The sequence below is a fragment of the Gluconacetobacter azotocaptans genome (genome assembly GCF_014174355.1).
GTDB classification, from domain to species: Bacteria; Pseudomonadota; Alphaproteobacteria; order Acetobacterales; family Acetobacteraceae; genus Gluconacetobacter; species Gluconacetobacter azotocaptans.
Map to the genome: position 1 here is coordinate 82,711 of NZ_JABEQF010000010.1, position 19,292 is coordinate 102,002.

The window sequence follows — 19,292 nt, forward strand, 5'->3', positions numbered from 1 at the left end:
CCTCCGCTGCTTGTGATCGTCGCCGCCGCAGGGCCGGGGATGTTTGCTTGACGCGTTCCCCGCGCCGTTCCACTTGTGAGTGTCTATTGTCCTGCTGGGTTTGCCACCATGTCCACGCGCCTGTTGATCGACCATAGAAAAGGCGGGGTGTCCGTCCGCCATCCGGAAAAGGCGCACCGGCCCGATAACCCGATCGCGCGCAAGCCCGACTGGATTCGCGTCAAGGCCCCCACGCATCCGATCTATCACGAGACCCGGACGCTGATGCGCGAGCAGAAGCTGGTGACGGTCTGCGAGGAAGCGGCCTGCCCGAATATCGGCGAATGCTGGTCGCAGCGGCACGCCACCATGATGATCATGGGCGAGATCTGCACCCGGGCCTGCGCGTTCTGCAACGTGACCACCGGCATGCCCAACCCGCTGGACGACGACGAACCCGGCCGGGTAGGGGATGCGGTGGCGAAACTGGGCCTGCGTCACGTAGTCATCACGTCGGTTGACCGCGACGACCTGACGGATGGCGGCGCCCACCATTTCGCACGGGTCATTTCCGCGATCCGGGCGGCCGCACCCGAGACGACGATCGAAATCCTGACCCCCGATTTCCTGCGCAAGCCGGGCGCGCTGGAGGTTGTGGTGGCGGCGCGGCCGGATGTCTTCAACCACAATCTGGAAACCGTGCCCCGCCGGTATCCGGCAATTCGACCCGGCGCGCGCTATTATCAGTCGCTGCGCCTGCTGGACGACGTGAAGCGCCTGGACCCGTCGATCTTCACCAAGTCGGGCCTGATGGTCGGCCTGGGCGAGGAACGGCCCGAGATCCTGCAGGTCATGGACGACCTGCGCGTCGCCGACGTCGATTTCATCACCCTGGGCCAATATCTGCAGCCGACCGTCAAGCATGCGGCGGTCCAGCATTTCGTGACGCCCGACGAATTCGCCGATTACGCGGCGATGGCCCGTGCCAAGGGCTTCCTGCAGGTCAGCGCCTCGCCGCTGACGCGGTCGTCCTATCACGCCGATTCCGATTTCGCGGAACTTCGCGCCACGCGGGAGGCAAAGCTCGCGGCCGCGCGGATCGTGGTGGAGGCTCCCTGATGCCGACCCATGCCGAACGTCGCATGATCGCCTATTCGTCGGAGCAACTGTTCGATCTGGTCGCCGACGTGGGCAAGTATCCGCAATTCCTGCCGTGGTGCACCAATGCCCGCGTCCGCACGCGCACCGCAACCGAACTGGTCGCCGACCTGACCATCGGGTTCGGGCCGTTCCGCGAGACGTTCACCAGCAGGGTATCCCTGGAACGGCCGTCGCGGATCCGCGTGCAGTACGAAAAGGGGCCGTTCCGCTACCTGAACAATGTCTGGACCTTCACGCCGGACCAGCAGTGGTGCCTGATCGACTTCTTCGTCGAATTCGAATTCCGTTCCCGCCTGCTGCAGGCCGCGATCGGGGTCGTCTTCAACGAGGCCGTGCGCCTGATGGTGTCGGCCTTCATCCGTCGCGCCAGGGAAATCTACGGCCCGCCTGTCGGCACACCGCCGGTAAGCACCCAGCCGCCCGGCCGCATCCAGCCCGCCGGAACCGGAGGCGTCTGACGGGCGTTCCCCCCATGTCCGGGCGTACAGGTGGCTCCGCCACCGATCCGTCGCGCGTCATGGACGGATACGACCCAGTTGAAGGAGCCCCTCCGATGAAATTGTCTTTTGGCGCGATCCTTGTCGCCACAGCGATCGTCTCGACCGCCCCGGCACTTGTTGCCGCGCCGCCGGCCCATGCGGCCCGGCACAAGCATCATATGGCCAAGGGGACCGAAAAGAAGTCCCAAGTCAGCGCGACGGAAGACCTGAACGCCAAGAGCCTCGCCGCCGCCCGCGCCGGTACGACGACGCCCACCGCGCCGTCGATGGAATCTCCCTCATCCATGACGCCGCCGGCTGTCGTGCCGTCGGGGACCGGGGTCACGACCCCTCCGACCGCCCCGTCGCCGTCGATGCCCGGAAACGCTCCCGACGGCAACTGATCCCACAGCCGTTCGCAATGACCGATATCCTGAGCCCGAAGGTCGAGCATGACCTTCAGGCTCAGGATATTTTTATTCCCGGTCGCTGAAATCATGGGGTGAAACTCTGAACGTATTGGGACGATATGACCGCGCGGTGATCCCGCCGCATCGGCAGGACACATCCCATGCCCCGCAAACTTGCCGCCGAGTTCTTCGGTACATTCTGGCTGGTGCTGGGAGGGTGCGGCAGCGCTGTCCTGGCTGCCGCGTTTCCCGAACATGGGATCGGCTTCCTTGGCGTCGCGCTCGCCTTCGGCCTGACGGTCCTGACGATGGCCTATGCGGTAGGCGGCATCTCGGGCGGGCATTTCAACCCCGCGGTGACGCTGGGCCTTGCCGTCGCGGGCCGGATCTCATGGAAGGATGTTCCGTCCTACTGGGTCGCGCAGATCCTGGGCGGGGTGGGGGCCGCTGTAATTCTTTACATCATCGCCTCCGGGGTGCCCGGTTTCGCGGCCGGAGGATTCGCCTCCAACGGGTATGGAGACCTGTCCCCCGGGCATTACGGGTTGCTGTCCGCCCTGGTCTGCGAAGTGACGCTGACCGCATTCTTTCTTCTGGTCATCCTCGGATCGACCTCATCGGCCGCGCCGGCAGGATTCGCGCCGCTCGCGATCGGGCTTGCGCTGACCCTGATCCACCTGATCTCGATCCCGGTGACCAACACGTCGGTCAATCCGGCCCGTTCCACCGCCGTGGCCTTCTTCGCGCAGACCGCCGCCCTGGGCCAGCTCTGGCTGTTCTGGCTGGCGCCGCTTGCCGGCGGCGCGATCGGGGCGCTGATCTGGCGGCATCTCCTGTCCCCCGGAGAATCGCCCGGCCTGATCGGTCGGGAGCCCAGATAGGGAACGACAGGACACTCAGGATCGGACGCGCTGCCCGACCAGATCCAGCGCCTGTGCCACCGCCTGTTGCCGGACCGACGCGCGATCTCCGTCGAACACCCGCGACAACGTGACCGTTTCTCCGCTCCGGCGCGCCGTCGCGAACCAGACCAGCCCGACCGGCTTGGCGGCCGATCCTCCCCCCGGTCCCGCGATGCCCGTGATGGACACGGCGATGTCGGTACGGGGCGCATGGGCCAGCGCGCCGTCCGCCATTGCAGCGGCGACTTCGGCGCTGACCGCGCCATGGCGGGCCAGCAAGGCCGAATCGACGCCCAGCAGGGCAGTCTTCATGACGTTGGAATAGGTCACGAACCCGCCTTCCACCACGTCGGACGATCCGGCGTGGTGGGTCAGGGACGCGGCGACCAGACCGCCGGTGCAGCTTTCGGCGGTAACGACCCGCAGCCCGGCTCCACGCAGCAGGACCAGCAGCGTGCCCGCATGGTCGAGCGTCGGGTCATCCAGCAGGAAAGGGGGCATGGGCGGCCTCGCGGGTCAGGACAGGACGGGCAGGTAACGGAGGGCAAACAGGATCGCCGCGGCAAGCAGCCCGGCGACGACATCGTCGCCCATGATCCCCAGCGAATCGTGACGCCGGTCGAACCAGCCCACCGGCCCGGGCTTGGTGATGTCGAACAGGCGGAACAGCGCGAACGCCAGCAGCAGCAACAGCACGTGCCGCCCCGACAGATACAGGGGATCCATAGGTGCCACGGGCAGCATGGCGATCCACATGCCCGCGACTTCGTCAATCACGATCCATCCATGGTCCTCGCCACCGCTGACCCGTTCGGTCGCGGCATATCCGATCCAGCAGCACAACAGGATCGCCATCCCCATCAGGACCGGGCTGGACAGCAGCGGCACCCCGCACACAAGGGCGGCGAACGACCCCACCGTGCCGGGAGCCTTCGGGGAAAAGCCGCAGCCGCCGAAACTGGCGATCAGACGGGCAGGGGTCATGGTGTCGCCTCCGGCCGGGGATTGGAGGCCATGGCCTGGTAGATGGCCATGCTTTCCTCCACGCGCTGGATATATCCCCGGGTCTCGGCGAACGGAATGCTCTCGATCCAGTCCAGCATGGCGTCGGATGTCGGCGTGCCCCCGGTCGGATTGCCCTTGGCCGGATCGCCCAGTTGGGCCAGCCACTGGTCCGCCCGGTGGGGCCCGGCATTATAGGCGGCCAGCACGTAGGGAATCGCGCCACCGAATTTCTGCATCAGACGGGACAGGTAGGCCGTGCCGATCCGCATGTTCAGAACCGGGTCGATCAGGGTCGCGCCGGTGACCGGACCGCCGGCCATGCGGGTCTGTCGCGTCACGTCCCGCGCCGCCCCGGGCAGAAGCTGCATCAGGCCATAGGCCCCCGCCGGACTGACGATGGCGGGATCGAACCCGCTTTCCTGTCGGATGACCGCCATGACGAAGCCGGGCGGCAGGGTGTCCCCCGACGGTGGCAGGAACGGGTCGGGGAAAGTGGGGCTGGGCCATCCCGATTGCAGCAGCGCGATCCCCTCGCGCCCGGCCCGGCGCGCGATGGCGACCGCGACGTCGGGCATGCCCAGCCTGAGCGCAAGCATCGCGGCCAGGGCATGCCCCGCGGGCGTATCGGTCCGTGCGTCCTGCAACAGGATGAAGTCACGCGCATGCCCCGTATCCTGACGCGCCGCCAGAAGCCGCGCGGCCTGGATCAGGTCGCTGCCTTCAAAGCGCGCCATGTCGGCGCGGGTCCAGACCGGCCCGGCCTGTTGCCGCAACAGGTCGCGCACCCCTTCGCCGGATCTTTCGGGAAACAGCAGGGGGTTGAATGTATCGCCAGCCAGCCTGGACAGGGCCATCTGGCCGTAGAACGTGCCGGGCATGTGCGAGGCCTCGGTCCAGGCGGCGCGCGCGGCAGGCAGGTTGCCGGCGGCCTCCAGCGCGCGGCCGGTCCAGTAGAATCCCCGGCTGCGGGAAATTAGGGCCCGGGCATCGCACAGACGCTGGAACTGCGCTTCGGCGGCTTGCGGGTCATGCTGCCGCTGCAACAGGATCCAGCCCGTCAGGAAATGCGCTTCATCCCGGCCGGCGGGGGTCATGTCGTCCGTGGCCACTGCCAGGGCCAGCGCCGCCCCGTCATTGCCGGCCAGCAGCATGTCATGGGCCAGCGCCTCGCGCTCGGCCCAGAAGGCGGGCAGGCGGGCGCGCTGTTCCACCGCCAGGCCGGCGTGGGTCCAGACGGCGTAGGCATCGTCGAATTGCCCGGCCCGGCGGAACCATCTGGCCTGGTCCAGGATCAGCACCGGGTCGTCTGACAGGCTGGGGGGCAAGGCACGCAGCATATCCGGCGCGTCCGCACGCCCGCGCCGCAACGCAAGCCGCGCCTGTGCCAGAGCCTGGCACCCGGCATCCAGGCGCCCGGCCTGCCGGGCCGCGTCATCCAGACGTCCGGCCAGTTCCTGCCGCCCGAAGCGCGCCCATTGGTCATCGGCCGTCAGGGACGTGCCGAAAACGGCTAGGAAAAGTGCCTCGTCCCGGGGCGAATCAATGCCGGCGATCCAGGCCCGCCGCGCGCGGGCCGTCAGATTGGGCGCCGGTACCGGGCGACCCGCACACGCGACCAAGGCTGGTGCCGAGGTCAATGTCATCGATGCGCAGGCATCGTCCATGCCGGGGACGGGTAATCCGGCTGCCATCAGCGCCTGAAGGCGCGTCACCATCAGTTGACGTCGTGGCCATGCCGGTGTCTGGGCCAGAAAGGCCACGTACTCCGCGACCGTACCGCCCTCCGGCGACAGCAGGTGCAGATACAGCTCCAGCCGCGCCGCGACGTCGGCGCTTTCAGTTGCGATCGGGGGCGGGGTTGGAGCGGAGGCAGCATAACCCCCAGCCTGGAACACGGCGAAAGCCGCGACGCCCAGCCATGCCAGGCGCCGGCAGCGGGACGGCCGATCACCTCGGATTCGGGCGGCCCGGGATGTGATGGACGGATGTCGTACGCGCTGCATGGGCCGGCATGACCTGATGGCGGGAAAACCCGATCATGCCACGGAATGCCAGATTTCGCCGCCCCCCTTTACGATCAATTCGATCGCGACGCCCAGCACGATCAGCAGGCCCACCCAGGCGATCCAGCGATAGCGTTCCAGCAGGCGCGCGATCAGCGCAGCGGCAACCGCCATCATCAACACCGACACCGCCAGGCCGATGATCAGGACCCAGACATGCTCGCCCGCCGCGCCCGCAACCGCCAGCACATTGTCCAGGCTCATCGAAAGGTCGGCGATCACGATCCTGATGATTGCGGTGCGCAGCGAGGTCGGCGGTCGGGATGCCCCCCCCGCATCCCCGTCATGCGGGCCGTGCAGTTCGCGATACATCCGCCAGCAGACCCACAGCAGCAGCAGTCCGCCCGCCAGGGTCAGGCCGATGATCGCCAGAAGCCTGACCGCGACGATGGCAAGCCCGACCCGGATCAGAGCCGCCGCCAGCACACCGGACAGGATGGCCTTTCGGCGATGATCGGCCGGCAGCCCCCGCACGGCCATTCCGATGACGACGGCATTATCCCCGGCGAGGGTCAGGTCGATCAGGATAACCTGCAGGAGCGAGGCGAGGGCGGAGAGCGAAAAAATATCGCTCATGGAAAGACGATCATCGGCAAAAGGATCTCGACGGCTTCATGAAGACAGGCTTGGGATAGGCTGCGATCTTGCCCGTCACCGCCGGGCTTCCGCAAGTGCCGCCATTTTCGGCAGGAGACGCGGCGGCCGAAATCGGATAAAGGGGCGGCCGCCGCATCTGCCGACAAGAGGAAGCTGAACACGATGGTTCCGCGTTATACCCGTCCCGCCATGGCCGCCATCTGGGCCCCCGAGAACCGGTATCGCATCTGGTTCGAGATCGAGGCCCTGGCATGCGAAGCCATGGCGCAGTACGGCGCTGTACCCGCCGAAGCCGCGCAGGTGGTGCGGGAAAAGGGCGATGCCGCGATGGCCGCGTTCTCGCAGGCCGACCTGGACCGGATCGACGAGATCGAGGCCGAGACCCGGCATGACGTCATCGCGTTCCTGACGTGGCTTGCGGAAAAGATCGGGCCGGAAAGCCGCTTCGTGCATCTGGGCATGACGTCGTCCGACGTGCTCGACACCTGCCTGTCCGTCCAGTTGACGCAGGCCACGGACATTCTGCTGGCCGATCTCGACGCCGTGCTGGATGCGCTGAGGCGCCGCGCGTTCGAACATAAATATACGATCACCATCGGCCGCAGCCACGCGATCCATGCCGAACCGACCTCGTTCGGGCTGAAGCTGGCGGGGCATTACGCCGAATTCGCCCGCAATCGCGAACGCCTGCTGCAGGCGCGGGCCGAGATCGCCACGTGCGCGATTTCGGGCGCGGTGGGGACCTACGCTCATGTCGACCCGCGGGTCGAGGAATTCGTGGCGGCACGGCTGGGCCTGGCGCCCGAGGGCGTATCGACCCAGGTCATTCCCCGCGATCGTCACGCGGCCTATTTCTGCGCGCTGGCCGTGATCGCAAGCGGGATCGAGCGCCTGGCAGTCGAGGTGCGGCACCTGCAGCGGTCCGAGGTGCGGGAGGCGGAAGAATTCTTCCATCCCGGCCAGAAGGGATCGTCGGCGATGCCGCACAAGCGCAACCCGGTCCTGTCGGAGAATCTGACCGGTCTGGCCCGCCTGGTACGGGCCCACGTCATCCCGGCGCTGGAGAACGTGGCCCTGTGGCACGAGCGCGACATCAGCCATTCGGCCGTCGAACGCAACATCTGCCCCGACGGCACCATCGGCCTGGATTTCGCGCTGGCCCGGCTGGCCGGCATGATGGACAAGCTGGTGATCTACCCGGACCGCATGATCGCCAACCTGGAAAGCCTGGGCGGCGTCGTCCATTCGGGCGAGGTCCTGCTGGCCCTGGCGCGCGCGGGCATCCTGCGCGAGGATGCTTACCGCATCGTCCAGCGCAACGCGATGGCGACCTGGACCCTGCTGGGCAAACCCGAGGGGCGCAGCTTCCGCGAAAACCTCGCGGCCGACCCCGAGGTGGCCGGGCGCGTGGAGCCCGCGATCCTGGACGCCGCGATGAACAGCGACGCCCATCTGGGGGCGCTTGACCATACTTATGCCCGCGTGTTCGGCGAAGCCGGACCGTCCCGCGCGGGCTGACCCGACCGCAACCCACGGCCGCAACCGGGGCCGGGATCCAGGATAGAAGAGAGAGCCGTGTGTACCATCGTCCTGTCCTTTGCCCCCGATTCCGCATGGCCGCTTCTGGTGGCCGCGAACCGTGACGAACGCCTGGACCGCCCCTGGGACGCGCCAGGGCGGCACTGGCCGGATCGGCCGGCGATCGTGGGTGGGCGCGATCATGTCGCCGGCGGGTCGTGGCTGGCCCTGAACGACAGCGGCGTCGTCGCCGGCGTCATGAACAGAGTCGGCAGCCTGGGCCCGGCGCCGGGCAAGCGCTCGCGCGGCGAACTGCCGCTGATCGCGCTGGAGCACGACAATGCGACCGCTGCTATGCGGACCATCGCCGCCCTGGATGCGGGGGCCTGGCGGTCGTTCAACATGCTCATCGCCGACCGCCACGCGGCATATTATATTTCGGGACTGGGCTACGCGACGCCCGAAATCATGATGCTGGAACCCGGCGTCCACATGGCCGCCACGACCGGGCCGGACGACATGGCCATTCCGCGCATCGGCCGCCATCTTCCCCGTTTCCGCGAGGCCGTCCGCCCCGTTCCGCCGGACTGGACGTCCTGGACGCAGCTGTTGTCCGACCGGTCGCTGCCCGCGGGCAGCGAACTCAACATCCCGCCGCGATCGGGATTCGGGACGTGCAGTTCCTCGGCCATCGGGGTTCCTGCGGACCGGAACGCGCCCGCGTCCTGGTATTTTGCCGCCGGCGCGCCTGATCGCGTCGGCTACCGCCCCATCGACCTGGGTGGCCCCGGGGCCTGAAGGGCGCCCGTTGCATGAAAGGGAGTGGTATCTTCCGCGTGCAATCATTGCTATGAGGCTCTCGCATTACCGAGACCTCGTTGCACGTCTCATCGGGAGGATGCCCGGGCATGCCTCCCCCAGCCGTATGAAGGACGAGTATGGCCCGCCGCCGTCAGCTCTATGAAGGAAAAGCCAAGATCCTCTTCGAGGGTCCGGAACCGGGAACGCTGGTCCAGTATTTCAAGGACGACGCGACCGCCGGCAACGGCGCCAAGAAGGGGATCATCACCGGCAAGGGTGTCCTGAACAACCGGATCAGCGAGCATCTGATGCTGCGCCTCCACGACATCGGGATTCCCACCCATTTCATCCGTCGGCTGAACATGCGCGAGCAGCTGATCCGCGAGGTGGAGATCATCCCGCTTGAGGTCGTGGTCCGCAACGTGGCGGCGGGCAGCCTGGCCAAGCGCCTGGGCATCCCCGAGGGCACGCGTCTGCCCCGGACGATCATCGAATATTACTACAAGAACGACAGCCTGAACGACCCGATGGTGAGCGAAGAGCACATCACGGCATTCGGCTGGGCCTGCACGAACGACCTGGACGACATGGTCACACTGACGATGCGGGTGAATGATTTCCTGTCCGGCCTGTTTGTCGGCATCGGCATCACGCTGGTCGATTTCAAGCTGGAATTCGGCCGGCTGTGGGAAGGCGAGGACATGCGTATCGTCCTGGCGGACGAGATCTCGCCGGATAATTGCCGCCTGTGGGATGCGAAGACCAGCGAAAAGCTGGACAAGGACCGCTTCCGTCGCGATCTGGGACGGGTCGAGGAAGCCTATCAGGAAGTGGCGTGGCGGCTGGGCATCCTGCCCGAAGCCACGAATTCCGACATGAAGGGACCGGAGGTGATGCAATGAAGGTGCGCGTGACGGTCATGCTGAAGGACGGCGTGCTGGACCCGCAGGGCAAGGCCGTGGCCCATGCGCTGCACGTCCTGGGGTTCGGCGGTGTCGGCGAGGTCCGCATCGGCCGAGTCATCGAACTGGAACTGGACGAGACCGATCCCGTCCAGGCCCGTGAGAAGGCCGACGCCATGGCGCGCGGCCTGCTGGCCAATCTGGTCATCGAGGATTTCGTGACGGAGGTCATGGCATGACGACGGGACGTTCGATGCTTCTGCTTGCCGCCGGCCTGACGTTCGGCCTGCCGGCCAGTTCGGCGCTGGCCCAGCGCGTATCCCCCCTGCAGGGCGGACGCTTCCTTCAGCTTTGCTCGCGCGCACCCAGCATCGGGATCTGCGACGCCTATATTTCCGGCGTGGCGGACGCGGTGGCGCTGACGCACGTGTATGACAAGAACGAAGGCGACAAGGCCGCGCCGACCGGTTTCTGCGTGGCGTCCGGCGTCACCAGCGCGGACATGCGGAGCAAGGTGGTGGCCTGGCTGAAAGGCCATACGGACAAGCTGACCAGCCCGGTCGGCGGGCTGGTGTTCACCGCCCTGCATGAATCCTACCCCTGCGGCGGTAGCAAATGAAGGCGGGGATCGTCGTTTTTCCCGGGACGAACCGGGAACGGGACATGGCGATCGCCCTGCGGACCGTGACCGGACGCGCGCCGGCGATGATCTGGCATCGTGAGACCGACCTGCCGGACCTCGACCTGGTGGTGCTGGCCGGGGGGTTCAGCTACGGCGATTATCTGCGCTGCGGCGCGATGGCGGCCCATGCCCCGATCATGGCGGCCATCCGGCGGTTCGCCGAGGCCGGCGGCCATGTGCTGGGCGTCTGCAACGGGTTCCAGATCCTGACGGAAACCGGCCTGCTGCCCGGCGCGCTGCTGCGCAACGCGGCGCTGCGCTTCCTGTCGCAGGATTGCCACCTGCGGGTCGAACGCAACGACACGCCCTTTACCCGCCACTGGGCCACGGGCGACGTGTTCCGCACGCCGATGGCCCATGGCGATGGCAACTACATCGCCGATGCCGACACGATCAAGGCGCTGGAGGGCGAAGGCCGCGTGGCGTTCCGCTACGCCCGCCCCGACGGCCGGGTCGATCCCGGCGACAGGCTGAGCAACCCGAACGGCAGCGTGAATGCGATCGCGGGCGTGCTGAGCCCCAACCTGCGCATTTGCGGCATGATGCCGCATCCCGAAGACCTGGTTGATCCGCTGATGGGCGGGGAAGATGGAAAGCCCCTGTTCGAAGGGCTGGTGGAGGCTCTGGTCCGATGAGCAGCGGTAGCGCGGGGCAGAAGCCCGTCGATCAAGCCCTGGCACAGGAATTCGGCCTGACCGCCGAAGAATACGGCAATGTGCTGTCGATCATGCGGCGCGCGCCGACCCTAACCGAACTGGGCATCTTTTCGGTGATGTGGTCGGAACATTGTTCCTACAAATCATCGCGCGTGTGGCTGAAGACCCTGCCGACCACGGCGCCGTGGGTGATCCACGGCCCCGGCGAGAACGCGGGCGTCGTCGATATCGGGCAGGGCCTGGCCGCCATCTTCAAGATGGAAAGCCATAACCACCCTTCCTTCATCGAACCCTACCAGGGGGCGGCCACCGGCGTCGGCGGCATATTGCGCGATGTCTTTACCATGGGCGCGCGTCCGGTCGCCAACCTCAACGCCCTGCGTTTCGGCAGCCCGGATAATCCGCAGACCCGCCGCATCGTCGACGGCGTGGTGCGCGGCGTCGGCGGCTACGGCAATTGCGTCGGCGTGCCCACCGTGGGCGGCGAGGTCAATTTCCACCCGGCCTATGACGGCAATCCGCTGGTCAACGCCATGACGGTGGGCGTCGCGCGCCAGGACCGGATCTTCCTGTCCGCCGCGGCGGGCATCGGCAATCCGGTCGTCTATGTCGGGTCCAAGACCGGACGCGACGGCATTCACGGCGCGACCATGTCGTCGTCCGAATTCGACGAGGACGCGCTGGCCAAGCGCCCGACCGTGCAGGTCGGCGACCCGTTCGTGGAAAAGCTGCTGATCGAGGCTTGCCTCGAACTGATGGCGACGGACGCGATCGTGGCCATCCAGGACATGGGGGCCGCCGGACTGACGTCCTCGTCCGTCGAGATGGCGGGCAAGGGCGGGGTGGGGATCGACCTCGACCTCGACGCCGTGCCGCAGCGCGAACGCGGCATGACCGCCTACGAAATGATGCTCTCGGAAAGTCAGGAGCGCATGCTGATCGTGATCCGGCCCGACCGGACCGACGTGGCGCGCGCGATCTTCGACAAATGGGAACTCGATTTCGCGGTGATCGGCCATCTGACCGATACCGGTCATATCGTGGTCCGTCACCATGGACAGGTCGAGGCCGACATTCCGCTGGATCCGCTGGCCGACCAGGCGCCGATCTATCGCCGGCCGACCGTGCCGTCGCCCGCGCCGGCGCCGCTCGGCCCCATCACCGACCCGCTCGGGATCGAGCAGGCGCTGATCCGCCTGATCGGCTGCCCCGACCTGGCGTCGCGCGCCTGGGTGTGGAACCAGTACGACAGCACGGTCGGCGGGCAGACGGTCAAGCGCCCCGGCGCTGCGGATGCCGCGATCGTCAAGATTGAGGACACGTCCATCGGCCTGGCGCTGACCACGGACTGCACGCCGCGCTATTGCCGTGCCGACGCCCGCCTGGGCGGGGCCCAGGCGGTGGCCGAGGCGTGGCGCAACATCGTCGCGACCGGTGCGCGTCCGCTGGCGGTGACCGACAACCTCAATTTCGGATCGCCGGAAAAGCCCGAGGTGATGGGCCAGTTCGTCTCGGCCATCGAAGGCATGGGCGAGGCCTGCCGCGCGCTGGATTTCCCGGTCGTCAGCGGCAATGTCTCGCTGTACAACGAAACGCGGGCGCCGGACGGATCGTCGGTGTCGATCCTGCCGACGCCGGCCATCGGCGGCCTGGGCGTGCTGGATGATGTCACCGCGGCCATCGGCCTGTCCATGCCGGCCGACTGCACGCTCGTCCTCGTAGGGGCGACGAGCGGGGAGCTGGGGCAGTCTCTGTGGCTGCGCGAGGTTCACGGGCGCGAAGACGGACCGCCGCCGACACTGGATCTGGCGGCCGAACGCCGGAATGGCGATTTCATCCGGGAACAGATCCTGTCTGGCGCGGTCGTGGCGTGCCATGACATCGCCGACGGCGGCCTGCTGGTCACTCTGGCGGAAATGGTCATGGCCGGGGATGTCGGCTGCGTTCTGCTGGCCCCGCAATCGGGCATGCGGCCCGAGGCCTTCTGGTTCGGCGAGGATCAGTCACGATATGTTGTAGCAGTCCGTGATGCGGACGCCTTTACCCTGGCGGCCACGCAGGCCGGCGTCGATACCCGGGTTCTGGGCCATTCGGGCGGCAACGGTTTGACATTGCCCAGCGGCGCTACAATATCGATAGCACGGTTGAATGCGGTCAATTCGGCGTTTTTCCCCGCCCTGATGGACCAGTAGGCGTAACGCGCCGGAAAGAGGAGTTTTGCGCCGATGGCAATGACGGCACAGGAAATTGAAGACTATATCCGCACCGCATTGCCGGACGCTTCGATCAGCATCGAGGATCTGGCCGGCGACGGCGATCATTATGCCTGCACGGTGGTCTGCGAATCCTTTCGCGGGTTGTCGCGCGTGCGCCAGCATCAGATCGTCTATGCGGCGTTGCAGGGCCATATGGGGGGCAAGCTCCATGCCCTGGCGCTGCAGACCAGTGCTCCGGACCGATAAGACGACCCGTCAAGACAGCAATCGTGCGGCCGCACCGGCCGCCCTTCGGACAGGACCGAACCATGGCTGACACCATTACCCAGCGTATCCAGAACGAGATCGATACCAACCCGATCATGCTGTACATGAAGGGCAACGCCCTGTTCCCGCAGTGCGGCTTCTCGGCCCGGGTGGTGCAGGTCCTGACCCATATGGGCGTCCCGTTCCAGACCGCCAACGTTCTGGAAGACCCCGAACTGCGCCAGGGGATCAAGGATTTCTCGAACTGGCCGACGGTGCCGCAGCTCTACGTGAAGGGCGAATTCATCGGCGGCTGCGACATCGTGACCGAGATGTTCCAGTCCGGCGAACTGGAAAAGCTGTTCGAGGAAAAGGGCATCGTTGCCGCATCGGCGTAAGAGTACACCTCGCCTCGAAGCCGGAAAGGACGGATCGGATATTCATCCGGTCCGTTTTTTTGTACCATCCCCCAACGAGCCTCTTGTCGCCGCCCCGGGCTTTCGCTTAGCCTTGAAAGACCGGTTGGTGATGAGGACAATGATGCTTCAGGTCGTGATCAGGAAAGTCGCCCTGTGCGTGCTCGGAACGGGGACCCTGCTGCTGGCGGTCGGAACCCATTCGGCGCAGGCGCAGCATCTGGTCACAGATTATGAAGCAGGCCGCCTGACGCTTGATGCCCTGACGGCCGCGCCCCCGCCGCCGGTGCGGCATGTCGTCTATCGCCAGTCCGTTCACGCCATGCCCGCCCTGGTCCATCGCGCTTCGGCCACGTCGACCGTCCGCAGCAGGGGACTGGTGCATAATATCGTCTACCATCCGCGTGCGACCGCCCATCATGCGACGCGCAAGGGACATCATCGGACCTGATCCGTTTTCTCCCTATTCCAGCCTGAATGCGTCCGCGATCTGATGCGCGGCGTTGTCCGCCGTCACCACGATGACATCGAAACGCATTTCGTTATAAACCCATCCGGGGTTTTCGGCGCACAGCATGGATGCGGCGTCGATCAGACGGCGAATCTGGCGGGTGCCGAGGCTGGACGCGGCCTGCGAGAATGTCGGGCGGCATTTGACCTCGACAAAGATCATCATCCCATCCCGCGCGGCAATCAGGTCGATTTCGCCCCAGGGGGTGCGCGCCCGATGTTTCAGGATCGTCCAGCCGTCACCCGCCAGTTTTTCCATCGCGACCTGTTCGGCGTGGCGACCGCGCCGGTACGAGGCCGCGCCTGCAAGACGCCGTGAATTTACCATGCCCTGTTCTTGCCGCCTGAACGCCATCGGGTGATGACGGTGGCCCATCCGGGGGGATTCGGCAATCCTGTCGAGCTGCATCTTGGATCGAAGTGGTTTCATGTTTCCCTTGTACTGGCGGACGTTCCTGTATGTTGTCCTGGTGGCCCGGGTGGTCGTTGCGGGAACGGTCAGCCTGCATGTTCTGCTGACGAAACGTGACGTCGGGGCGTCCATCGGCTGGATCGGGATCGCGGTGCTGATGCCGTTCACCGGCGGCGTGCTCTACACGATGTTCGGGATCAATCGAGTCCATCGGCGGGCGCGCAAGCTGATCGGGCGGCAATCCTGGCATAGTCGCACCCTGACATCGCGCTGGAAGCGGGCCGAACAGGGCAGCTTCGCGCCGCTGGCGGACATGGTCAGCAAGCTGACCGGACGCCCGCTGATGACGGGAAACAGCATCCGCGTGCTGCATGACGGGGACGAAGCCTACCCCCAGATGCTCGATGCCATCGCCAACGCCACCACCACCATATTGCTGTGTTCCTATATCTTTCGGAACGACAACGTGGGCGGCCGGTTCGTGACAGCACTGGTCGATGCCCATCGGCGGGGCGTCGCCGTTCGCGTGTTGGTGGATGGCATCGGCAGCGGCTACTTCCGCTGTCCCGTCGCCCACGCGCTGCACGCGGCAGGTGTGCCGGTCGGGCGTTTCATGCATTCGATGCTGCCGTGGCGCATGCCGTTCATCAACATGCGCAACCACAAGAAGATCCTGGTGGTGGACGGGCGCGTGGGGTTTCTGGGCGGCCTGAATATCGGGCAGGAAAATCTGGTCGCAAGCCGGCCCGTCCATCCGGTCTCGGACACGCATTTCCATGTCGAAGGGCCGGTCATCCACCAGTTGACCGAGGCGTTCGCACAGGACTGGTCTTTCGTGTCGGGCGAGGACCTGCATGCCGCCCTGTTCTTTCCCGACGTCAGCCAGCGCGGCGAGACCCTGACGCGCATCGTCACGGCCGGCCCGGATTCCGACCTCGAGAAAATCGAATATACGATGCTGCAGGCCATCACCCTGGCCCGGCGTTCCGTGCGCCTGATGACCCCCTATTTCCTGCCCGGCGAGCGTTTCCTGACGGAACTGGCCCTGGCAGCACTGCGGGGGGTCGAGGTGGACATCGTCGTTCCGCGCCACAGCAACCACACCCTGATCGACTGGGCGCGGGCGGCCAACCTGCCGCGTTTCCTGGATTCGGGCTGTCGGGTCTGGCAGGCGAGCCCGCCGTTCAATCATTCGAAACTGATGGTGGTGGACCGGCACTGGACGTTCGTCGGCAGTTCCAATCTGGACGTCCGGAGCCTGCGGCTGAATTTCGAAATCAACCTGGAGGCCTATGACGACGCGCTTGCCAACATGCTGGACGATTTCGTCGTCCGTCACCGGCATGATCGCCTGACCCATCATGACCTGGACCGACGTCGCCTGCCGATCCGGATCCGCGATGCCGGGGCGCGGCTGCTGCTGCCTTATTTGTAGCCGGACAATTCCAGCCGGACGGTAATGGGGCGATGATCGGACACATAATTGTCCAGCACGCGGGCCTCGGTGCAGCTCAGTCCCCGGACCAGGCAGCGGTCGATACGGATCGGCACCATATCGGCCATGCGATGGGTCGGCGCCCGTGGGCCGACATCGCGGAAGTGGGGCATCATGGTCGGCCCGACCAGGTTGAAATCGCCCAGGACGGCGGCGTGCGGCGGCAGGAGCTCGGCGATGCGGCGCAACTGCCGCCGGTTCATGATCTGGCCGTGCGACAGATGGACGTTCGCAACCGTAAATGTGAACGGCGTGCATTCGATCATCTGAGCGACACGCCTGACCAGCGGGCCTGACGGCAGCGTGCAACTCAGGGGCGGACGGCGAAAGGGCCACGGGCTCCAGCATGCGACGCCATGGATCCTGCCGGGCAACGGGGCGCGGGCATAGTAGCCGCCGATCAGGTCGGGCAGGGCATCGAAGTCGGACGTCGCCTCCTGCATCAGCAGCAGGTCGGGTGTCTCTTTCTCGATCAGATGGATGACGTCGCGCGGCGTGGCGCCCACCCGTCGCAGCAGGTTCCAGCTGACGATCTTGCGTTCGGACCCGCTTGCCGTCGCGGGCAGGTGAATCGGGCGCGGCCGCGTGCCTGGGGGCAATGGCACGGCAACATGCGAAAAAGGGTGGGCGCGGGTCATGATTCGAAGAAAGGCTCCTGTAACGGGGCGCCGTGTCGGGCGCGGCCGGATCCATTGGCGGCGAATTCCGCCGTCAGCGTGTAGCCGACGCCCAACAGCACCGGCCCGAGGAAGATTCCCAGCCCCCCGAACGTCCACACCCCGCCCAGGACACCCAGAACCGTCAGCAGATAGGGCAATTGCGCGCCGCGCGAGATGAACATGGGGCGGATGATATGATCCGCACCGGAGATAATGGCGATGCCATAGACGATCAGGAAGACGCCCCAGCCGACATGGTGGGACAGAAGCAGCGCGACAGCCCCTGGAATCCAGATCAGCGGTGCGCCGATGGGCAACACGGCGACGAACGCCGCAATCCCGCCGAACAGGACGGGATAGGGCAGGCCCGTGATCGCGAAGCCGATGCCCGTCAGAATTCCCTGGACGATGGCGGTTCCCAGGATCCCGTAGACCGTGCCCCTGATCGTGCGGCCGATGATGTTCAGGATGCGGTCGGCATAGGGCCCGGCAATCCGCCGGATGATCGCGGCGAAGGTCGCCCCGAGCGAATCCCCGCCCAGCCAGAAGAAAAATGCGATGAACAGCGCCATGCCCAGATGGGCCAGGCCGCTTGCGATCAGCATCAGCCCGGCAAGCATGGACTGCGCGATGCTGCCGGCATAGGGTCGGATCATGCGTTCGGCATGCCCCAGGTCGGTCCCCCACTGGGTCCAGGTATCGGCCAGATCGTGGCCGAAATGCGGGATACGCGACAGCCAGAGTGGCGGCGGGGGCAAATGGACCGATTGGGTCACCGTGGCCACCAGATTCTCGATGGTGCCCGGCAGGTCGGCGATGCTGCTGGACACGACCAGGCCGAAAGGCAGCACCACGACCAGCGCCGACAGGATGGTCATGCCCAGCGCCGCCAGGACGGGGCTGGAGCGCTGGCGCAGCCGGACATGGATCGGCCAGGTCGAGAAGGTCAGGATCGCCGCCCACAGCAGCGCGGACATGAACGGATAGAGAATGGCGCCGCACCCGAAGGCCACCCCGCCCAGCAACAATCCCATCATGATGCGTTCGGCCATGCGCTCCCGCCATTCCGTCCGGTGCCGGACGGCATCCGGCATGGCGTGATGATGTGGCAGACCGGCAGGGCGGTAAAGACCCGGTCATGCTGCCTCCGTCGTTCGTGCGCGATCGCGATGCCTCTGGCCCCATATCGGGCGCCCGACGCCTGTTGATCGGGGCACGTACGCTCCGGTAAGGACATGGGAAGACCGGTCGATGGTGCGTGTCTGTCGCGCGCCGGACCGGCGAGGGACCCGCGCATGCATCCTCTGATTTCGCCGGCCCAGCTTCTGGACGGCCTGTCCTTGCCCAGCCTGGTCATCCTGGATGCCACGCTCGCCTTGCCGGGCGAGAATTTCGACCCCGTGCAGCGATTCGCCCAGGCCCGGATCCCCGGCGCCAGGTATTTCGACATCGAGCTGTTCTCGGATCCGGAATCGACCCTGCCGCACATGATCCCGTCGCAGGCCCGATTCGAACGGCTGGCGCGGGGTCTGGGAATCGACGCCGACTCCCCCATCATCTTCTACGATCAGGGCAATGCGGCGTCGGCGGCCCGCGCATGGTGGCTGGCCGGACTGTTCGGGCTGGATCGCGTGCAGGTGCTCGATGGCGGCCTGCCGGCATGGCTGCGCGCCGGGGGGCCGGTGCAGGCGGAAACGGCGACGAAAGAGGCCAGCCCCGCCGACACGACCGCCGCCTTCCGGACCGCCCCCCGGTTCGGAAGGGTACGGGGCCTGGGGGACATGAAGAACCTCGTCGGACGGGACGACGTGCTGATCCTGGACGCGCGCTCGCGGGGCCGGTTCGAGGGCACGGCGGCCGAACCGCGCGCCGGCCTGCCATCGGGCCATATGCCCGGCGCGGCCAGCCTTCCATACGGCGACCTGCTGGATGAAAACCGGGCGTTCCTGCCAGGCCCGGCGCTGCGGGAGCGTTTCATCCGCACGGGCGTCGCCGACGATCGGCCGGTGATCACGACATGCGGGTCGGGTTTGTCGGCGTCCGTCCTCTCGCTGGGTCTTGCGGCATGCGGCTGGACGTCGCATGCGCTCTATGACGGGTCGTGGGCCGAATGGGCCTCGACGCCGGGCGTGCCGATCGAGACGGGGCCGGGACGGAGTGAAATGGCGTGACATTCGACCGGG

General features: G+C 66.5%; 23 protein-coding genes. 15 read left to right on the plus strand and 8 right to left on the minus strand.

What is annotated here, in order from left to right; genetic code table 11:
- Window positions 1-108 precede the first annotated feature (108 nt).
- Window positions 109-1,098 carry a lipoyl synthase gene (gene lipA / locus HLH34_RS13320; RefSeq protein ID WP_183120066.1) on the plus strand — a complete coding sequence of 330 codons (990 nt, stop codon included), beginning with the start codon at window positions 109-111 and terminating at the stop codon, window positions 1,096-1,098.
- The gene (locus HLH34_RS13325) at window positions 1,098-1,598 is read left to right on the plus strand and encodes a type II toxin-antitoxin system RatA family toxin (protein ID WP_240161790.1); all 501 of its coding nucleotides are present in this window, start codon (window positions 1,098-1,100) and stop codon (window positions 1,596-1,598) included. Before lipA ends, HLH34_RS13325 begins: the two co-directional genes overlap by 1 nt.
- A gap of 196 nt (window positions 1,599-1,794) precedes the next feature.
- Here the strand turns inward: HLH34_RS13325 and HLH34_RS19200 are convergent, their stop codons facing one another.
- Window positions 1,795-2,118 (minus strand): hypothetical protein, encoded by a 324-nt coding sequence (locus HLH34_RS19200; RefSeq protein ID WP_220792174.1) that lies wholly within the window; start codon window positions 2,116-2,118, stop codon window positions 1,795-1,797.
- Window positions 2,119-2,190: 72 nt separating this feature from the next.
- On the opposite strand from HLH34_RS19200, the gene aqpZ reads away from it, so the two are divergent.
- On the plus strand, window positions 2,191-2,910 hold the full coding sequence (gene aqpZ, locus HLH34_RS13335; protein WP_183120068.1) for an aquaporin Z: 720 nt from the start codon (window positions 2,191-2,193) through the stop codon (window positions 2,908-2,910).
- A gap of 15 nt (window positions 2,911-2,925) precedes the next feature.
- Here aqpZ and HLH34_RS13340 read toward each other — a convergent pair whose 3' ends face one another.
- The 4 genes from HLH34_RS13340 to HLH34_RS13355 form a co-directional block, all read right to left on the minus strand.
- Window positions 2,926-3,432: a CinA family protein gene (locus HLH34_RS13340; RefSeq protein ID WP_183120069.1), complete on the minus strand. Its 507-nt coding sequence runs from the start codon at window positions 3,430-3,432 to the stop codon at window positions 2,926-2,928.
- A gap of 15 nt (window positions 3,433-3,447) precedes the next feature.
- Window positions 3,448-3,915, minus strand: coding sequence for a phosphatidylglycerophosphatase A family protein (locus HLH34_RS13345; protein ID WP_183120070.1), 468 nt, complete (start codon window positions 3,913-3,915; stop codon window positions 3,448-3,450).
- Window positions 3,912-5,831: a lytic transglycosylase domain-containing protein gene (locus HLH34_RS19770; protein WP_264784375.1), complete on the minus strand. Its 1,920-nt coding sequence runs from the start codon at window positions 5,829-5,831 to the stop codon at window positions 3,912-3,914. The genes HLH34_RS13345 and HLH34_RS19770 overlap by 4 nt, the downstream gene beginning before the upstream one ends.
- A gap of 141 nt (window positions 5,832-5,972) precedes the next feature.
- Window positions 5,973-6,575, minus strand: a complete 603-nt coding sequence (locus HLH34_RS13355; RefSeq protein WP_183120072.1) for a YjbE family putative metal transport protein — start codon at window positions 6,573-6,575, stop codon at window positions 5,973-5,975.
- 183 nt (window positions 6,576-6,758) lie between these two features.
- On the opposite strand from HLH34_RS13355, the gene purB reads away from it, so the two are divergent.
- The 10 genes from purB to HLH34_RS13405 all read left to right on the plus strand — a co-directional run bounded on the left by purB (window position 6,759) and on the right by HLH34_RS13405 (window position 14,484).
- Window positions 6,759-8,114 carry an adenylosuccinate lyase gene (purB, locus tag HLH34_RS13360; protein ID WP_183120073.1) on the plus strand — a complete coding sequence of 452 codons (1,356 nt, stop codon included), beginning with the start codon at window positions 6,759-6,761 and terminating at the stop codon, window positions 8,112-8,114.
- A gap of 57 nt (window positions 8,115-8,171) precedes the next feature.
- Window positions 8,172-8,912 (plus strand): NRDE family protein, encoded by a 741-nt coding sequence (locus HLH34_RS13365; protein ID WP_183120074.1) that lies wholly within the window; start codon window positions 8,172-8,174, stop codon window positions 8,910-8,912.
- A 140-nt stretch (window positions 8,913-9,052) separates the two neighbouring features.
- Entirely contained in the window at window positions 9,053-9,817 is a 765-nt protein-coding gene (purC, locus tag HLH34_RS13370; RefSeq protein ID WP_183120075.1) for a phosphoribosylaminoimidazolesuccinocarboxamide synthase, read from the plus strand.
- Window positions 9,814-10,056 (plus strand): phosphoribosylformylglycinamidine synthase subunit PurS, encoded by a 243-nt coding sequence (gene purS, locus HLH34_RS13375; RefSeq protein ID WP_183120076.1) that lies wholly within the window; start codon window positions 9,814-9,816, stop codon window positions 10,054-10,056. Before purC ends, purS begins: the two co-directional genes overlap by 4 nt.
- Window positions 10,053-10,436 (plus strand): Rap1a/Tai family immunity protein, encoded by a 384-nt coding sequence (locus HLH34_RS13380; RefSeq protein WP_183120077.1) that lies wholly within the window; start codon window positions 10,053-10,055, stop codon window positions 10,434-10,436. The genes purS and HLH34_RS13380 overlap by 4 nt, the downstream gene beginning before the upstream one ends.
- On the plus strand, window positions 10,433-11,134 hold the full coding sequence (purQ, locus tag HLH34_RS13385) for a phosphoribosylformylglycinamidine synthase subunit PurQ (RefSeq protein WP_183120078.1): 702 nt from the start codon (window positions 10,433-10,435) through the stop codon (window positions 11,132-11,134). The genes HLH34_RS13380 and purQ overlap by 4 nt, the downstream gene beginning before the upstream one ends.
- Window positions 11,131-13,347 carry a phosphoribosylformylglycinamidine synthase subunit PurL gene (purL, locus tag HLH34_RS13390; RefSeq protein WP_183120079.1) on the plus strand — a complete coding sequence of 739 codons (2,217 nt, stop codon included), beginning with the start codon at window positions 11,131-11,133 and terminating at the stop codon, window positions 13,345-13,347. The genes purQ and purL overlap by 4 nt, the downstream gene beginning before the upstream one ends.
- A 33-nt stretch (window positions 13,348-13,380) precedes the next feature.
- The gene (locus HLH34_RS13395; protein ID WP_182957777.1) at window positions 13,381-13,617 is read left to right on the plus strand and encodes a BolA family protein; all 237 of its coding nucleotides are present in this window, start codon (window positions 13,381-13,383) and stop codon (window positions 13,615-13,617) included.
- 62 nt (window positions 13,618-13,679) lie between these two features.
- Window positions 13,680-14,015, plus strand: coding sequence for a Grx4 family monothiol glutaredoxin (gene grxD, locus HLH34_RS13400; RefSeq protein ID WP_183120080.1), 336 nt, complete (start codon window positions 13,680-13,682; stop codon window positions 14,013-14,015).
- A 139-nt stretch (window positions 14,016-14,154) separates the two neighbouring features.
- Window positions 14,155-14,484 (plus strand): hypothetical protein, encoded by a 330-nt coding sequence (locus HLH34_RS13405; RefSeq protein WP_244959938.1) that lies wholly within the window; start codon window positions 14,155-14,157, stop codon window positions 14,482-14,484.
- A 12-nt stretch (window positions 14,485-14,496) separates the two neighbouring features.
- On the opposite strand, the gene HLH34_RS13410 is transcribed toward HLH34_RS13405, so the two are convergent.
- Entirely contained in the window at window positions 14,497-14,871 is a 375-nt protein-coding gene (locus HLH34_RS13410; RefSeq protein WP_240161780.1) for a YraN family protein, read from the minus strand.
- Window positions 14,872-14,971: 100 nt separating this feature from the next.
- Here HLH34_RS13410 and cls point away from each other — a divergent pair, with 100 nt between their 5' ends.
- On the plus strand, window positions 14,972-16,390 hold the full coding sequence (cls, locus tag HLH34_RS13415; protein ID WP_183120081.1) for a cardiolipin synthase: 1,419 nt from the start codon (window positions 14,972-14,974) through the stop codon (window positions 16,388-16,390).
- On the opposite strand, the gene HLH34_RS13420 is transcribed toward cls, so the two are convergent.
- Together HLH34_RS13420 and HLH34_RS13425 are read right to left on the minus strand one after the other, a co-directional pair.
- A complete protein-coding gene (locus HLH34_RS13420) occupies window positions 16,381-17,088 on the minus strand; it encodes an endonuclease/exonuclease/phosphatase family protein (protein ID WP_183120082.1) in 708 nt (235 codons plus the stop codon). The two genes, cls and HLH34_RS13420, sit on opposite strands and share 10 nt — an antisense overlap.
- The gene (locus tag HLH34_RS13425) at window positions 17,085-18,161 is read right to left on the minus strand and encodes an AI-2E family transporter (protein ID WP_183120083.1); all 1,077 of its coding nucleotides are present in this window, start codon (window positions 18,159-18,161) and stop codon (window positions 17,085-17,087) included. Before HLH34_RS13425 ends, HLH34_RS13420 begins: the two co-directional genes overlap by 4 nt.
- A 243-nt stretch (window positions 18,162-18,404) precedes the next feature.
- Between HLH34_RS13425 and HLH34_RS13430 the strand changes: the two genes are divergently transcribed.
- Complete coding sequence (locus HLH34_RS13430; RefSeq protein ID WP_183120084.1) at window positions 18,405-19,280, plus strand: sulfurtransferase; 876 nt, start codon at window positions 18,405-18,407, stop codon at window positions 19,278-19,280.
- Window positions 19,281-19,292 lie beyond the last annotated feature (12 nt).

What these genes read in the sequence shown, in the direction of transcription:
- lipA (WP_183120066.1), top strand. Translation starts at nt 109, where the DNA reads ATGTCCACGCGCCTGTTGATCGACCATAGAAAAGGCGGGGTGTCCGTC.
- HLH34_RS13325 (WP_240161790.1), top strand. Translation starts at nt 1,098, where the DNA reads ATGCCGACCCATGCCGAACGTCGCATGATCGCCTATTCGTCGGAGCAA.
- HLH34_RS19200 (WP_220792174.1), bottom strand. Translation starts at nt 2,118, where the DNA reads ATGATTTCAGCGACCGGGAATAAAAATATCCTGAGCCTGAAGGTCATG.
- aqpZ (WP_183120068.1), top strand. Translation starts at nt 2,191, where the DNA reads ATGCCCCGCAAACTTGCCGCCGAGTTCTTCGGTACATTCTGGCTGGTG.
- HLH34_RS13340 (WP_183120069.1), bottom strand. Translation starts at nt 3,432, where the DNA reads ATGCCCCCTTTCCTGCTGGATGACCCGACGCTCGACCATGCGGGCACG.
- HLH34_RS13345 (WP_183120070.1), bottom strand. Translation starts at nt 3,915, where the DNA reads ATGACCCCTGCCCGTCTGATCGCCAGTTTCGGCGGCTGCGGCTTTTCC.
- HLH34_RS13355 (WP_183120072.1), bottom strand. Translation starts at nt 6,575, where the DNA reads ATGAGCGATATTTTTTCGCTCTCCGCCCTCGCCTCGCTCCTGCAGGTT.
- purB (WP_183120073.1), top strand. Translation starts at nt 6,759, where the DNA reads ATGGTTCCGCGTTATACCCGTCCCGCCATGGCCGCCATCTGGGCCCCC.
- purC (WP_183120075.1), top strand. Translation starts at nt 9,053, where the DNA reads ATGGCCCGCCGCCGTCAGCTCTATGAAGGAAAAGCCAAGATCCTCTTC.
- purS (WP_183120076.1), top strand. Translation starts at nt 9,814, where the DNA reads ATGAAGGTGCGCGTGACGGTCATGCTGAAGGACGGCGTGCTGGACCCG.
- HLH34_RS13380 (WP_183120077.1), top strand. Translation starts at nt 10,053, where the DNA reads ATGACGACGGGACGTTCGATGCTTCTGCTTGCCGCCGGCCTGACGTTC.
- purQ (WP_183120078.1), top strand. Translation starts at nt 10,433, where the DNA reads ATGAAGGCGGGGATCGTCGTTTTTCCCGGGACGAACCGGGAACGGGAC.
- purL (WP_183120079.1), top strand. Translation starts at nt 11,131, where the DNA reads ATGAGCAGCGGTAGCGCGGGGCAGAAGCCCGTCGATCAAGCCCTGGCA.
- HLH34_RS13395 (WP_182957777.1), top strand. Translation starts at nt 13,381, where the DNA reads ATGGCAATGACGGCACAGGAAATTGAAGACTATATCCGCACCGCATTG.
- grxD (WP_183120080.1), top strand. Translation starts at nt 13,680, where the DNA reads ATGGCTGACACCATTACCCAGCGTATCCAGAACGAGATCGATACCAAC.
- HLH34_RS13405 (WP_244959938.1), top strand. Translation starts at nt 14,155, where the DNA reads ATGATGCTTCAGGTCGTGATCAGGAAAGTCGCCCTGTGCGTGCTCGGA.
- HLH34_RS13410 (WP_240161780.1), bottom strand. Translation starts at nt 14,871, where the DNA reads ATGGTAAATTCACGGCGTCTTGCAGGCGCGGCCTCGTACCGGCGCGGT.
- cls (WP_183120081.1), top strand. Translation starts at nt 14,972, where the DNA reads ATGTTTCCCTTGTACTGGCGGACGTTCCTGTATGTTGTCCTGGTGGCC.
- HLH34_RS13420 (WP_183120082.1), bottom strand. Translation starts at nt 17,088, where the DNA reads ATGACCCGCGCCCACCCTTTTTCGCATGTTGCCGTGCCATTGCCCCCA.
- HLH34_RS13425 (WP_183120083.1), bottom strand. Translation starts at nt 18,161, where the DNA reads ATGGCCGAACGCATCATGATGGGATTGTTGCTGGGCGGGGTGGCCTTC.
- HLH34_RS13430 (WP_183120084.1), top strand. Translation starts at nt 18,405, where the DNA reads ATGCATCCTCTGATTTCGCCGGCCCAGCTTCTGGACGGCCTGTCCTTG.